Origin of the sequence: Streptomyces sp. NPDC008238, from assembly GCF_042956445.1 — a bacterium.
Taxonomy (GTDB): Bacteria; Actinomycetota; Actinomycetes; order Streptomycetales; family Streptomycetaceae; genus Actinacidiphila.
Map to the genome: position 1 here is coordinate 15302 of NZ_JBIBGK010000003.1, position 13162 is coordinate 28463.

9 protein-coding genes are annotated in these 13162 nt (G+C 72.3%); 3 read left to right on the forward strand and 6 right to left on the reverse strand.

What is annotated here, in order from left to right:
- Positions 1–118 precede the first annotated feature (118 nt).
- The 3 genes from tmk to ACFZAU_RS08905 form a co-directional block, all read right to left on the reverse strand.
- On the reverse strand, positions 119–3169 hold the full coding sequence (gene tmk / locus ACFZAU_RS08895; RefSeq protein ID WP_500551621.1) for a dTMP kinase: 3051 nt from the start codon (positions 3167–3169) through the stop codon (positions 119–121).
- Between the two features lie 78 nt (positions 3170–3247).
- On the reverse strand, positions 3248–6127 hold the full coding sequence (topA, locus tag ACFZAU_RS08900) for a type I DNA topoisomerase (RefSeq protein ID WP_500551622.1): 2880 nt from the start codon (positions 6125–6127) through the stop codon (positions 3248–3250).
- Between the two features lie 161 nt (positions 6128–6288).
- Positions 6289–6489: a hypothetical protein gene (locus tag ACFZAU_RS08905; protein WP_499604999.1), complete on the reverse strand. Its 201-nt coding sequence runs from the start codon at positions 6487–6489 to the stop codon at positions 6289–6291.
- A gap of 327 nt (positions 6490–6816) precedes the next feature.
- Here ACFZAU_RS08905 and ACFZAU_RS08910 point away from each other — a divergent pair, with 327 nt between their 5' ends.
- The 3 genes from ACFZAU_RS08910 to ACFZAU_RS08920 all read left to right on the forward strand — a co-directional run bounded on the left by ACFZAU_RS08910 (position 6817) and on the right by ACFZAU_RS08920 (position 8099).
- Positions 6817–7248, forward strand: coding sequence for a TM2 domain-containing protein (locus ACFZAU_RS08910; protein WP_500551623.1), 432 nt, complete (start codon positions 6817–6819; stop codon positions 7246–7248).
- Between the two features lie 5 nt (positions 7249–7253).
- Positions 7254–7667, forward strand: coding sequence for a DUF2752 domain-containing protein (locus tag ACFZAU_RS08915; RefSeq protein WP_500551624.1), 414 nt, complete (start codon positions 7254–7256; stop codon positions 7665–7667).
- Positions 7668–7820: 153 nt separating this feature from the next.
- Positions 7821–8099, forward strand: coding sequence for an NINE protein (locus ACFZAU_RS08920; protein ID WP_499604994.1), 279 nt, complete (start codon positions 7821–7823; stop codon positions 8097–8099).
- Between the two features lie 55 nt (positions 8100–8154).
- Here ACFZAU_RS08920 and ACFZAU_RS08925 read toward each other — a convergent pair whose 3' ends face one another.
- The 3 genes from ACFZAU_RS08925 to ACFZAU_RS08935 form a co-directional block, all read right to left on the reverse strand.
- Positions 8155–9672, reverse strand: coding sequence for a DUF7059 domain-containing protein (locus ACFZAU_RS08925; protein ID WP_500551625.1), 1518 nt, complete (start codon positions 9670–9672; stop codon positions 8155–8157).
- 56 nt (positions 9673–9728) lie between these two features.
- Positions 9729–10292: a small secreted protein gene (locus tag ACFZAU_RS08930; protein ID WP_499604991.1), complete on the reverse strand. Its 564-nt coding sequence runs from the start codon at positions 10290–10292 to the stop codon at positions 9729–9731.
- Positions 10293–10465: 173 nt separating this feature from the next.
- A complete protein-coding gene (locus tag ACFZAU_RS08935; RefSeq protein ID WP_499604990.1) occupies positions 10466–12889 on the reverse strand; it encodes a sodium-translocating pyrophosphatase in 2424 nt (807 codons plus the stop codon).
- Positions 12890–13162: the final 273 nt, after the last annotated feature.

A 13162-nucleotide genomic window follows, 5' to 3' on the forward strand; every position in this document is an offset into this window, starting at 1 on the left:
AACAGGACCGACAAGAGCATCGATTGGTTGTACGAACCTCGGCGGAGGTTCGTACACGGCGCCTGGCGCCCCCCGGCCGAAGGCCAGGGGGAGCACCCGTCCCGGCGCAGGGCACCGCCTAGCGGCCGGTACCGCCCCCGCGGTCCTCGTCCTCGTCGCGCGAGCCGAGCAACTCGTCCGCGAGGGAAGGGAGGTCGTCCAGCGGGGTCTCCTCCGCCCACGAGGGCCGGGGGCGCGACCGGCGCCCCTCCTCGGACACGGACGGCATCTCCCGCGTGCGCTCGTTCTCCGGGTCCCGCGGCGCCGCCTTGGGCGCCTCCGGCCGGAAGATGCCGGGCGGCACACGGTCGGCGGAGGGGACGGCCGGCAGGACGGCGGTCTCGTCCGCCGCGCCGGGGGTGACCGGGGGCAGGACCGCCGTCTCCTCCACGTCGGCGGGGGCGGCGGGCGGGACCGGGCGCGGCGTCTGCTCGGGCTTCGTGAAGTCCGGGAACCCCGGCTTGACCGACGGCAGCACCGCCGTCTCCTCGTCGACCGGAACCGCGCGCAGCACCGCGGTCTCCGCGTCGCCGGTCGACGCGGCCGACGGTGCCTGCGGGCGGGGGGTCTCGACCGTCTGCGTCGTGTCCTCCGCCTCGATGCGCGCCTGCTCGGCCCGCATCAGGGCCTCCTCGGCCTTGCGCTGGCGCTCGACGCGTCGCTCCTCGGCCTCGGCGCGGAGCCGGGCCTCCTCCTCGGCCTGGCGGCGCAGCCGTTCCTGCTCCTCGCGGCGGACGCGTTCCTCGGCCTCGCGGCGGGCCCGCTCCTCCTCCGCCTGGCGGCGGGCCTCCTCGGCCTGGCGGCGGGCTTCCTCCGCCGCTGCCTCCTCGGCCTCGCGGCGGGCGGTCTCCTCGGCGAGGCGGCGGCGTTCCTCCTCCTCCGCGCGGAGCTTCTCCAGCTGGGCCTGGCGCTCGCGTTCGAGCCGCTCCTCCTCCGCCTTGCGGGCGGCCTCGGCCTCGGCGCGCAGCCGGGCCTCCTCCTCGGCGCGGCGGCGGGCCTCCTCGCGGGCCTCGATCTCCTGCTCCGACAGGGGGAGGAGCTCGTCGAGCCGGTGCCGTATCGCCGTCGTGACGGCCTCCGGCTCCTGGCCCGCGTCGACGACCAGGTAGCGCGCGGGGTCGGCCGCGGCGAGGGTGAGGAAGCCGGTGCGCACGCGCTCGTGGAACTCGGCGGGCTCGGACTCGAGCCGGTCGGGTGCCTCGGTGAAGCGCTCGCGGGCCGCCTCGGGGGTGACGTCGAGCAGGACGGTCAGGTGCGGGACGAGTCCGTCCGTCGCCCAGCGGGAGATGCGGGCGATCTCGGTCGGCGCGAGGTCGCGCCCGGCGCCCTGGTAGGCGACGGAGGAGTCGATGTAGCGGTCGGAGATGACGATCGCGCCGCGCTCCAGCGCGGGACGGACGACGGTGTCGACGTGCTCGGCGCGGTCGGCGGCGTAGAGCAGGGCCTCGGCGCGGTGGGACAGCCCGCCGCTGGAGACGTCGAGCAGGATCGAGCGCAGCCGCTTGCCGACGGCCGTGGCGCCCGGTTCGCGGGTGACGACGACCTCGTGGCCCTTGCCGCGGATCCACTCGGCGACGGCCTCGACCTGGGTGGACTTGCCGGCCCCGTCGCCGCCCTCGACGGCGATGAAGAAGCCGGCGGCCGCGGGCGCCTGCTCGGGGTCGCCGCCGCGCAGGGCCTCGCGCAGGTCGCGGCGCAGGGGCACGCCCTGGCGGTCGTCGGTCTTGCCGAGGACGAGGGCGGCGACGGGCAGCAGCAGCGCGCCGATGAGCATCAGCGCGTACGCGGCGCCGCCGTGGTCGAAGGTGAAGTGCCCGTTGACGACGCGGTGCGGGCCGATGCCGCCGGCCAGCAGGGGGGCGCCGACGGCACCGATCGCCATGAGCAGGTGCACGACCGCGTGGAGGTGGTCGGTGGCGCGCGCCTGGCGGGACTCCTCCGTCTCCTGCTCGATGAGGACGTGCCCGGTGTTGGCGGTGATCCCGGCGGCGACGCCGGCGAGCAGCGCCAGCAGCAGCACGGTCGTCGGGTCGGGTACGATGCCGGTCAGCAGCAGGGCCAGACCGGTGACGGCGATGGCGATGGCGAGCAGGCGGCGCCGCGACAGGCCCGGCAGGGTGTGCGGGGCGATCCGGATGCCGAGCACGGGGCTGGCGGTGAGCGCCAGCACGAGGAGGCCGAAGCCGACCGGGCCGCCGCCGAGGTCTGCGGCGTGCAGTACGGCGAGTGCCACGGCGGCCGCGACGGCGCCGGCGACGGTGGCGGTGCCGAGCACCAGCAGCGGTACGGCGCCGGTGCGTCCGCGGTCGTTGCTGCGCAGGCCCTGCAGCGGGGAGCGGAGCGGGGTGGCCTGGTCGCCCGGCAGCTGCAGCAGGTAGAGGACGGCGCCGGAGGCCGCGAACAACCCGGCGGCGACGTAGGAGGCGAGCGCGGCCTGGTGGAGCCCGAACCAGTCGACGCCGAGGCCGATCAGGTTGCCGACGAGCGTGACGACGACCAGGCTCGCGGCGGCGATCGGGAAGGCCACGAAGCCGGTGCGCTGGTCGAGGCGGCGCAGCGCGTCGAGGCGGTCGGGCAGCGGACGTACCGTTCCTGCGCCCGGCGCGGGCGCGGGCAGCAGGCCGGGGGCGGCGCCGTCCTTGGCGACCGTCCACAGCCGCTCGGCCACCCCGGTGAGGAAGACGGTGACCAGCAGCCAGGCGACGGCGTCGCCCGGCACCCAGTCGATCCACAGCGGGGCGACGATCAGCAGCGCGAGGCGTACGACGTCGGAGCCGATCATCGTCCACCGGCGGTCGAGCAGGCCGCCGGGGCCGGTGAGCGAGCCCAGCGGGCCGAGCAGTACCGCGCCGAAGAGCAGGGCGGCCAGGACGCGCGCCCCGAGGACGGCCGCGACGGCGAAGGCCGCTCCGCGGTAACCGCCGCCGAAGGACTGCGCGCCCACGGCGGCCTGCGCCGTCAGGACGGCCAGGACCAGGAGGGCAAGGCGGTCGCCGACGGTACCGGTCAGCTGGGCGCCCCACAGTTTGCGCAGGGGCGGGATCTTCAGGAGCGCGCCCACGGCGCGCTGCCGTGAGTCGGCTTCCAGTTCGTCGGCGAACGTGTCCGTCGGCTGCTCGGATCGCGTCATTCCGCCAGCCTATCGGGAGCCGGTGGCGCGCCGGAGGGCGCCTGCCGGGACCGCGCCCGCGGCGCGGTCCCGCGGGGACTACTCGGCGGGCTCCGCGGCCGGGGACGCGGCCCTCTTCGCCGTGGTCGTGACCTTGGCGGCGGTCTTCTTGGCGGTCGTCTTGGCCGCCGCGGTCTTCTTCGCCGCGGTGGTCCTGGCGGCCGTCTTCTTCGCCGCGGTCTTGGTCGCGGTCGTCGTCTTCTTCGCCGGGGCCTTCTTGGCGACGGCCTTCTTCGCCGTCTTCTTGGCGGGGGCCTTGGCCCGCTTCTCGGCGAGCAGCTCGTAGCCGCGCTCGGGCGTGATCGTCTCGACGTCGTCGTCACGGCGCAGTGTGGCGTTGGTCTCGCCGTCGGTGACGTACGGGCCGAAGCGGCCGTCCTTGACGACGACGGGGCGCTCGCTGACCGGGTCCGTGCCCAGTTCCTTCAGCGGGGGCTTGGCCGCGGCGCGGCCGCGCACCTTCGGCTGGGCGTAGATCGCCAGGGCCTGGTCGAGGGTGATCGCGAAGAGCTGGTCCTCGGTCTCCAGGGAGCGCGAGTCGGTGCCCTTCTTCAGGTACGGGCCGTAGCGGCCGTTCTGCGCGGTGATCTCGACACCCTCGGCGTCGGTGCCGACGACGCGCGGCAGCGACATCAGCTTGAGCGCGTCCTGCAGCGTCACCGTGTCGAGGGACATCGTCTTGAAGAGGGAGGCGGTGCGCGGCTTGACCGCGTTCTTGCCGGTCTTCGGGGTGCCCTCGGGCAGGATCTCGGTGACGTACGGGCCGTAGCGGCCGTCCTTGGCGACGATCTGGCGGCCGGTCTCCGGGTCGGCGCCCAGCTCGAAGTCGCCGCTGGGCTTGGCCAGCAGTTCCTCGGCGAGCTCGACGGTCAGCTCGTCCGGCGGCATGTCGTCGGGGACGTCGGCACGCTGCCCGGGCTCGCCCTCGGTCTCGGCGGCCTTCTCCACGTACGGGCCGTAGCGGCCGACGCGCAGCACGATGCCGTTGCCGACGGGGAAGGAGGACACCTCGCGGGCGTCGATCGCGCCGAGGTCCTCGACCAGCTCCTTCAGGCCGCCGAGGTGGTCGCCGTCGCCGTTGCCCGCGTCGGCGGCGCCGCCGACCGGGGTCTCGCCCTCGCCGAAGTAGAAGCGGCGCAGCCACGGCACGGCCTGGGCCTCACCGCGGGCGATGCGGTCGAGGTCGTCCTCCATCCGGGCGGTGAAGTCGTAGTCCACGAGCCGGCCGAAGTGCTTCTCCAGCAGGCCGACGACGGCGAAGGAGAGGAAGGACGGCACCAGGGCCGTGCCCTTCTTGAAGACGTAGCCGCGGTCGAGGATGGTGCCGATGATCGACGCGTACGTCGACGGACGTCCGATCTCGCGCTCTTCCAGCTCCTTGACCAGGGAGGCCTCGGTGTAGCGGGCGGGCGGCTTGGTGGCGTGGCCGTCAGCGGTGATGTCCCGCGCGGTGAGGGCGTCGCCCTCGGTGACGGCGGGCAGCCGGCGCTCGCTGCTGTCGAGCTCGGCGTTGGGGTCGTCGGCGCCCTCGACGTAGGCCTTCATGAAGCCGTGGAAGGTAATGATCTTGCCGGAGGCGGAGAACTCGGCGTCCCGGCCGTCGGCGGCGCGGCCGCCGACCTTGACGGTGACGGACTGGCCGACCGCGTCCTTCATCTGGGAGGCGACGGTGCGCATCCAGATCAGCTCGTACAGGCGGTACTGGTCGCCGGTCAGGCCCGTCTCGGCGGGGGTGCGGAAACGATCACCCGAGGGGCGGATCGCCTCGTGCGCCTCCTGGGCGTTCTTGACCTTGCCCGCGTAGACGCGGGGCCTGTCCGGCAGGTAGTCGGCGCCGTACAGCTGGGTGACCTGGGCCCGGGCGGCGGCGATGGCGGTCTCCGACAGGGTCGTGGAGTCCGTACGCATGTAGGTGATGAAGCCGTTCTCGTACAGCTTCTGGGCGACCTGCATGGTGGCCTTGGCGCCGAAGCCGAGCTTGCGGCTGGCCTCCTGCTGCAGGGTCGTGGTGCGGAAGGGCGCGTACGGCGAGCGGCGGTACGGCTTGGACTCGACCGAGCGGACGGAGAAGGCCGTGCTCTCCAGGGCGGCGGCGAGCGCGCGGGCGGCGGCCTCGTCCAGGTGGAGGACGCCGGCGCCCTCGCGGAGCTGCCCGGTCGACCCGAAGTCGCGGCCCTGGGCGACGCGCTTGCCGTCGACGGAGCTGAGCTTGGCGCCGAAGGTGCCCGGGTCGGTGGCGTCGCCGGCCCGGCCGGTGGCGAAGGTCGCGGAGAGGTCCCAGTACTCGGCGGAGCGGAAGGCGATCCGCTCGCGCTCGCGCTGGACGACGAGCCGGGTGGCGACGGACTGGACGCGGCCGGCCGACAGCCGCGGCATGACCTTCTTCCACAGGACCGGCGAGACCTCGTAGCCGTAGAGGCGGTCGAGGATGCGGCGGGTCTCCTGGGCGTCGACGAGGGTCTGGTTCAGCTCGCGCGGGTTGCGGACGGCTTCCTGGATGGCGTCCTTGGTGATCTCGTGGAAGACCATCCGGCGGACCGGGACCTTGGGCTTGAGGACTTCCTGCAGGTGCCAGGCGATGGCCTCGCCCTCGCGGTCCTCATCGGTGGCGAGCAGGAGCTCGTCCGACTCCTTGAGCAGGTCCTTCAGCTTCTTGACCTGGGCCTTCTTGTCCGCGTTGACGACGTAGATCGGCTGGAACTCGCTGTCGACGTTGACGCCGAGCCGCGCCCACGGCTGGCCCTTGTACTCCGCCGGCACTTCGGCGGCCCCGTTCGGGAGGTCGCGGATGTGCCCGACGCTGGCCTCGACGACATAGCCGGGGCCGAGGTAGCCCTTGATCGTCTTCGCCTTGGCAGGCGACTCGACGATCACGAGTCGGCGGCCGCTGCCCTGTGCGGTCTCGCGGGTCGGGGACAACTTCGCTCTTCTCTCCGGGTCGAAGGTGGTCTCGCTGCGGAGTGTGACCGTACATCCCGGTCCCGTGTCAAACGGGAAAAGTCCGCAACGCCACTCGAACGGTAACCCGACAAGCGTCCTGTCTGCCGCACGGACTGCCGCCCATGTCCGATTTGCCCAGCTCAGAGGATCAGGAACAGCCAGACCCCGACAAGAAGCGAAACGACCCCGAAGAAACCTGCCACGGCGACCGAGACCGGGCCCCCTCCTTGGACCACCGGCAGGTGCTTCAGCGACCGGGTGACGGTCCAGGCCAGGAGGGCTGCCCCGAAAACCGCGAACACCGTCCCGGCGAAGATCCCTGGCGCGGTTTCCATGTACATGCCCCCGGATCCCTCTCGCGCTCCACGACCGATGCCCCCGCAGGCACGGAGAGTGGCACGCCGGGGCGGCTTCGGGAAGAACCCCCGGTGAACTCCGCCCGAAAGGGCCTGGCCGATTCCTTTCGCTCCCGCGCCCCTCGGCCCGGCTCCGGCAGACCCGGCGGACCCGGCAGCGAACCCTCCCCGCGGCTCCTTCCCACGGTCCCGCCGCTCCCCCCTCCCGCGTTCCCGGCCGCTGCTCCGCACCGCTCGCTCGCCCCGGACCGCCTTGACTCGCCTGACAAGATGTCCGGATACAGCGAACGTATCCTCAGGGGGAGTCCCGCCATGTCCGACCCGAACAACCCGTACGGCCAGCCCAAGCAGGACGGTTACGGCTACCCGCAGCAGCCCCCGGCGGGCCCCGGCGGCTACGGGCAGCGGCCCGGCTACGGCTACCCGCAGCAGGGCTACCCCCAGCAGGGGTATCCGCAGCAGGGTGGTTACCCCCAGGGCGCCTACACCGGGGACCCCAACGCCCCGTACGGATACGACATGTACGGCCGGCCGCTGTCGGACAAGTCCAAGGTCGTGGCGGGCGTGCTGCAGCTGCTGGTGGGCAGCCTGGGCGTCGGCCGTTTCTACGTGGGTGACGTCGGCATCGGCATCGCGCAGCTCCTCACCTGCGGCGGCCTCGGCGTCTGGGCGCTGATCGACGGCATCCTCTTCCTGACGAGCAACGACCGCACCGACTCCCAGGGCCGCGTCCTGCGCAGCTGAGGACGATGACCTCCCCGCCCACCTGGAACCGCCTCAGGGCCGTGGCCGCGCGACCGGCCACGGCCCCCGTGGCGTCGCTGCTCGCGGGCGCGGCGGGCGCGGCCTACCTGTACGGCACGGACCCGCACCAGCCAGGGCACTGGCTGCCCCGATGCCCCTTCAACTTCGCGACGGGGCTGCTCTGTCCGGCCTGCGGCGCGACCCGCATGGTCTACGACCTGATGCACGGCGACCTCACGGCCGCCTTCCACGACAACGCGCTGCTGCTCCTGGCGAGTCCCTTTCCCCTCTATCTGTACGCGCGGTGGGTGACGGAGGGGCTGCGCGGCCGGTCGTACCGGCCGACGCTGGGACGACGTGCGCAGATGGCGGTCCTGGGGATCGCCGTGACCTGGGCCGTCGTACGCAACGCGGTTTGACAACGCGGCGATCACGGTTCCGTGACGTCTGTTAATCAGAGCGACAGATGTCCATTTCTAATGCCAAGATTCAGCCAATCCGACGCGGGGGGCCGGATCGTACCGATGCGCGCGCTCCCGCTGAACCGTCCCCATTGCACGAGGAGCACGTCCATGGCCACGCCCGCCCCCACCACTGACGCCCCGTTCGGTCTCGACCCGTCGGGCCGGCCGCTGTCGGACAAGTCCAAGGTCGCCGCCGGTCTGCTCGGCATCTTCCTCGGTGGTCTCGGCATCGGCCGCTTCTACACCGGCCACACCAAGATCGGCATCCTGCAGCTCGTCGTCTCGGTCGTCACCCTGGGCGCCGGCGGCCTGTGGGGCTTCATCGACGGCATCGTGCGCATCGCCGGCAGCGCGCCCACCGACGCGCAGGGCCGCGTCCTGCGCTGACCACCCACGCCCCGGCCCGCCTCCGCTCCGCGGCGGCGGGCCGTCGCGTTCCCGCTCACACCGGCTCGATGAAGCCCTGCTCCACCAGCAGCCGGATCGCCTCCGGCGTACGGTCCCGCAGCACCACCGGGTCCTCGCCCAGCAACTGGGCGATGGCGTCGAGGATCCGACCGGCCGTCAGCGTCCCGTCGCAGACGCCCGCGAAGCCCGCGCCGACCGTGTCCACCCTCGTCGCGCGCCGCATGCCGCGGTTGGCCCGCAGGACGACGTGCTCCGGGTCCTCGGCACCGGGCAGGCCCACCTGCTCCTGCACCACCTCGTCCGCAAGGCGGAAGCGCGCGTCGAGCAGCGCCGCGTCGTCATGGGCCCGCAGGAAGTCCTGCCGGCCGAACCACGCCTCGATGTGCGGGCCGAGCGGCTGCTCCACCGGGTGCGGCCACTCCTCCGCGGTGACGACGGGACGGTCCGAGCCGGTCCTGCGCAAGGTGATCCAGCCGAAGCCGACGGCCTTGGTCTTGCGCTGCTCGAAGGCGTCCAGCCACTCCGCGTAGCGTGCGGCGTACGCCTCCGGCCCGGCCAGGTGGTCACCGCCGTCGCGCAGCCACAGCTCCGCGTACTGCGTGACGTCCTGCACCTCGCGCTGCACGATCCACGCGTCGCAGCCGTCGGGCACCCAGCCGGCCACCCGGTCCCGCCAGTCCTCGCCCTCGGTGTGCTCCCAGTTGGCGAGCAGTTGGAGGTAGCCGCCCTCGGCGAGGTGCCCGGCGGCCTGCCGCACGACGGTGCGGCACAGGTCGTCGCCGGCCATGCCGCCGTCACGGTAGGTGAAGCGGCTGCCCGGGGAGATGACGAAGGGCGGGTTGGACACGATCAGGTCGAAGCGCTCGTCGCCGACGGGCTCGAAGAGGCTGCCCTGCCGGACGTCCGGCTCGGGGGCACCCGAGAGGGCGAGGGTGAGCCGCGTGAAGTGCAGGGCACGGGGGTTGACGTCGGTCGCGGTGACCCGGGTGGCGTGCCGGGAGGCGTGCAGCGCCTGGATGCCGGAACCGGTGCCGAGGTCCAGCGCGCGGGCCACGGGCGTGCGGACGGTGATCCCGGCGAGGGTGGTCGAGGCGCCGCCGACCCCGAGCACGAGGTCCGCGCGGTCCACCCCGGGCGTCGTGCGGATGCCGTTGGCGCCGCCCACGGCGCAGCCGAGGTCCGAGACGATGTACCAGTCCTCGCCGCCGTCGCCGCCGTAGGGGCGGACGTCCACGGTGGCGCGCAGTTCGTCGCCGTCCCGGACGAGCCAGCCGTCCTCCAGGGCCGCGTCGAGGGGCAGCACGTCACGCAGCCGGTCGTACGGGACGGACTGCTGCAGCAGGAAGAGCCGCACCAGGCTCTCCAGCGGGCCGCCGCCGCGGGTGGCGCGCAGGGCGGGCACCGTCTCCGCCCGCGAGAGCGCGGCGTAGGCCGTCGCCCCGAGCAGGTCGAGGCAGCCGTCGGCCGTGAAGGCGGCGGCGCGCAACGCGTCGCGGAGGCGGCCGGCGCGGTCGGGGGCGGGCAGGGGCTGCGGGTGCGGCTGCGTACTCACGCTGCCATTGTCACCCCGGAGGGGGCGCCCGGCGGGCCCCACCCGCCCTCGGGCGGTCAGGACTTCGAGGGCTGGGCGCCGGAGTCCTGGCAGCCGGGCTGCTTCGCCATCGCCTCGCCGACCTCGCCGCGGCGCAGCGTGTCGAGGGCCTGCTCGCCGCTCTTGCTCACCTTGGCCAGGCTGTCGGAGACGCTCTTGAGGCCGTCGGCGAACTTCGCCTGGTTGGAGACGGGCAGCGCGTCGACCTGCTTGCGCAGGTTCGCGTACGCGGTGGACAGCGAGTTGAGGTCGCCGACCGCGTCCTGCTTGAGCTTGGCGCCGTCGTCGACCGGCGGGTCACCGGCCTTGCCGACGATTCCGGCGAGCGCCTTGTAGGCCTCCGAGATCTGCCCGAACGCCGTGGAGTCGGCGCTCCTGACGTCCTTCGGCGTGGCGTTGCTCGGGGTGTTGCTGATGTGGGTGTTCGCGTCGTTGATCTTCTTGACCTGTGCGGAGGCCTGGTCGCAGACCGTCTTCGCCCAGGCGTCGAGCTCCTTGTTGCCGTCGCCGCATCCCGACAGCGACCCCGTCGCGAGGATCACAGCCGTGACGGACAGCGCAGCCGCGAGTTTGTTCTTCACGGCCCCGGAACCTACACGGCTCCTGTCCACGGGCCACATCGCTTCCGCTCGATGTGCCCACTATTGCCCCTTATGAACCAAGAACGGGGTGATGCATCTGACGTGGGCGAAGGCGGCGGGCGCCACCCCGGAGGATGACGCCCGCCGCCTTATCCGGATGAGCTCACACTACGTCAGACCGTGGCCGTGGCGTTCGGGTCGGCCGACCGCTTGGTGCTCTGGCCGTCGTCCTGGCCGGTGTCGACGCCCTCGTCCTCCTCGACCGCGATGCCGCGGCGCTTGGAGATGTAGACGGCGACCACGATGACCAGGATCGCCACGGCAGCGGCGCCGATCCGCACACCGAGGTTGGCGTCGTCACCGTAGGAGAACTGGACCACCGCGGGGGCGACCAGCAGCGCCACCAGGTTCATGACCTTGAGCAGCGGGTTGATGGCCGGACCCGCGGTGTCCTTGAAGGGGTCGCCGACGGTGTCGCCGATGACGGTGGCGGCATGGGCCTCGCTGCCCTTGCCGCCGTGGTGGCCGTCCTCGACGAGCTTCTTGGCGTTGTCCCAGGCGCCGCCGGAGTTCGCCAGGAAGACCGCCATGAGGGTGCCCGCGCCGATGGCCCCGGCGAGGTACGAGCCCAGCGCGCCGATGCCGAACGTGAAGCCCACGGCGATCGGGGCGAGCACGGCGAGCAGACCGGGGGTGGCCAGCTCGCGCAGCGCGTCCTTGGTGCAGATGTCGACGACGCGCCCGTACTCGGGCTTCTCGGTGTAGTCCATGATCCCGGGCCGCTCGCGGAACTGCCGGCGCACCTCGAAGACCACCGCCCCCGCGGACCGGGAGACCGCGTTGATGGCCAGTCCGGAGAAGAGGAAGACGACGGCCGCACCGAGCAGCAGGCCGACCAGGTTGTTGGGCTGGGAGATGTCCAGGTCCAGCCACCTGAGGTCGCCGGCGGAGATGTTCGCCTCCCGCACCGCGGTGTCGACGGCCTCCTTGAAGGAGCCGAAAAGCGCGGTCGCCGCGAGCACGGCGGTCGCGATGGCGATGCCCTTGGTGATCGCCTTGGTGGTGTTGCCGACCGCGTCGAGGTCGGTGAGCACCTGGGCGCCCTCGCCGTGCACGTCGCCGGACATCTCGGCGATGCCCTGCGCGTTGTCGGACACCGGACCGAAGGTGTCCATGGCGACGATCACGCCGACGGTGGTGAGCAGGCCGGTGCCGGCCAGCGCCACCGCGAACAGGGCGAGCCAGATCGAGGCGCCGCCGAGCAGGAAGGCGCCGTATACGGAGAGGCCGATGAGGACGGCCGAGTACACCGCGGACTCCAGGCCGACGGAGATGCCGGACAGGACCACCGTGGCGGGACCGGTCAACGAGGTCTTGCCGATGTCGCGCACCGGACGCCGGCTGGTCTCGGTGAAGTAGCCGGTGAGCTGCTGGATGAGCGCCGCCAGCACGATGCCGATGGCGACGGCGACCAGCGCGAGGATGCGCGGGTCACCGCCGTGCGACGCGATGTCGCCCGGCACGTTGGCCAGCTCCGCGTACGTCGAGGGCAGGTACGCGAACGCCGCGACGGCCACCATCGCCAGCGAGATCACCGCGGAGATGAAGAAGCCGCGGTTGATGGCGGTCATGCCGCTGCGGTCCTTGCGGCGGGGGGCCACCGCGAAGATGCCGACCATCGCGGTGAGCACGCCGATCGCCGGGATCAGCAGCGGGAAGGCCAGGCCGGAGTCGCCGAAGGCGACCTTGCCGAGGATCAGCGCGGCCACCAGGGTGACGGCGTAGGACTCGAACAGGTCGGCCGCCATGCCGGCGCAGTCGCCGACGTTGTCGCCGACGTTGTCCGCGATGGTGGCGGCGTTGCGCGGGTCGTCCTCGGGGATGCCCTGCTCGACCTTGCCGACCAGGTCGGCGCCGACGTCCGCGGCCTTGGTGAAGATGCCGCCGCCGACACGCATGAACATGGCGAGCAGCGCCGCACCGAAACCGAAGCCCTCCAGCACCTTGGGCGCGTCGGCCTTGTAGACCAGCACGACGACGGAGGCGCCCAGCAGACCCAGGCCCACCGTGAACATGCCGACCACACCACCGGTGCGGAAGGCGATCTTCATCGCGTGGTGCGAGACGGTCGTCAGGTCGGCCGCGGGCTCACCCTGCGCCGGGGTCGCGGCTCGTGCGGCAGCGGCCACGCGAACGTTGCTGCGCACCGCCAGCCACATGCCGATGTAGCCGGTGACCGCCGAGAATCCGGCGCCCACCAGGAAGAACACGCTTCGGCCGATGCGCTGCGACGTGGTGTCCGCGGGCAGCAGCATGAGCAGGAAGAACGCGACGACCGCGAAGACTCCCAGCGTGCGGAACTGCCGTGCGAGGTAGGCGTTCGCGCCTTCCTGCACGGCAGCCGCGATCTTCTTCATGCTGTCGGTGCCCTCGTCGGCACTGAGCACTTGACGTACCAGCACCACGGCGAGCACGAGTGCGGCCAGCGCCACGGCGGCGATGACGAGCACGAGATTGCGGTTGCCGTCCGTCAGTACGGGTGATGCGGCCAGGGGTTGAGCGATGTCCTGCAGGTGAGGGGTGAGTGGCCCCGCCATTCGTCCTCCTTGACGTTTGGCACGTGGGCGCGCGGCTCCGGCGACTTAGCCGCCGCGACGCTCAGGCTTGTGGGCTGAGCAAAGATGGACGGATTGTAGGGAGCCGAACTAGATCAAAACAGGGCGCAGGAAACGAAATTCGCCGATGCCGGGGATATAGCAAAGGAGATCGCCCACAGATATCACCGGAAAAGGTGAACAGTCACCGTGTAAGTGGATCAACCACCGGGTGAACGCGGGCACGTCGAGCTGACCTGCGGCGGAAGCTCGCAG

What these genes read in the sequence shown, in the direction of transcription:
- ACFZAU_RS08935 (WP_499604990.1), bottom strand. Translation starts at nt 12,889, where the DNA reads ATGGCGGGGCCACTCACCCCTCACCTGCAGGACATCGCTCAACCCCTG.
- ACFZAU_RS08920 (WP_499604994.1), top strand. Translation starts at nt 7,821, where the DNA reads ATGGCCACGCCCGCCCCCACCACTGACGCCCCGTTCGGTCTCGACCCG.
- ACFZAU_RS08915 (WP_500551624.1), top strand. Translation starts at nt 7,254, where the DNA reads ATGACCTCCCCGCCCACCTGGAACCGCCTCAGGGCCGTGGCCGCGCGA.
- ACFZAU_RS08910 (WP_500551623.1), top strand. Translation starts at nt 6,817, where the DNA reads ATGTCCGACCCGAACAACCCGTACGGCCAGCCCAAGCAGGACGGTTAC.
- tmk (WP_500551621.1), bottom strand. Translation starts at nt 3,169, where the DNA reads ATGACGCGATCCGAGCAGCCGACGGACACGTTCGCCGACGAACTGGAA.
- ACFZAU_RS08905 (WP_499604999.1), bottom strand. Translation starts at nt 6,489, where the DNA reads ATGTACATGGAAACCGCGCCAGGGATCTTCGCCGGGACGGTGTTCGCG.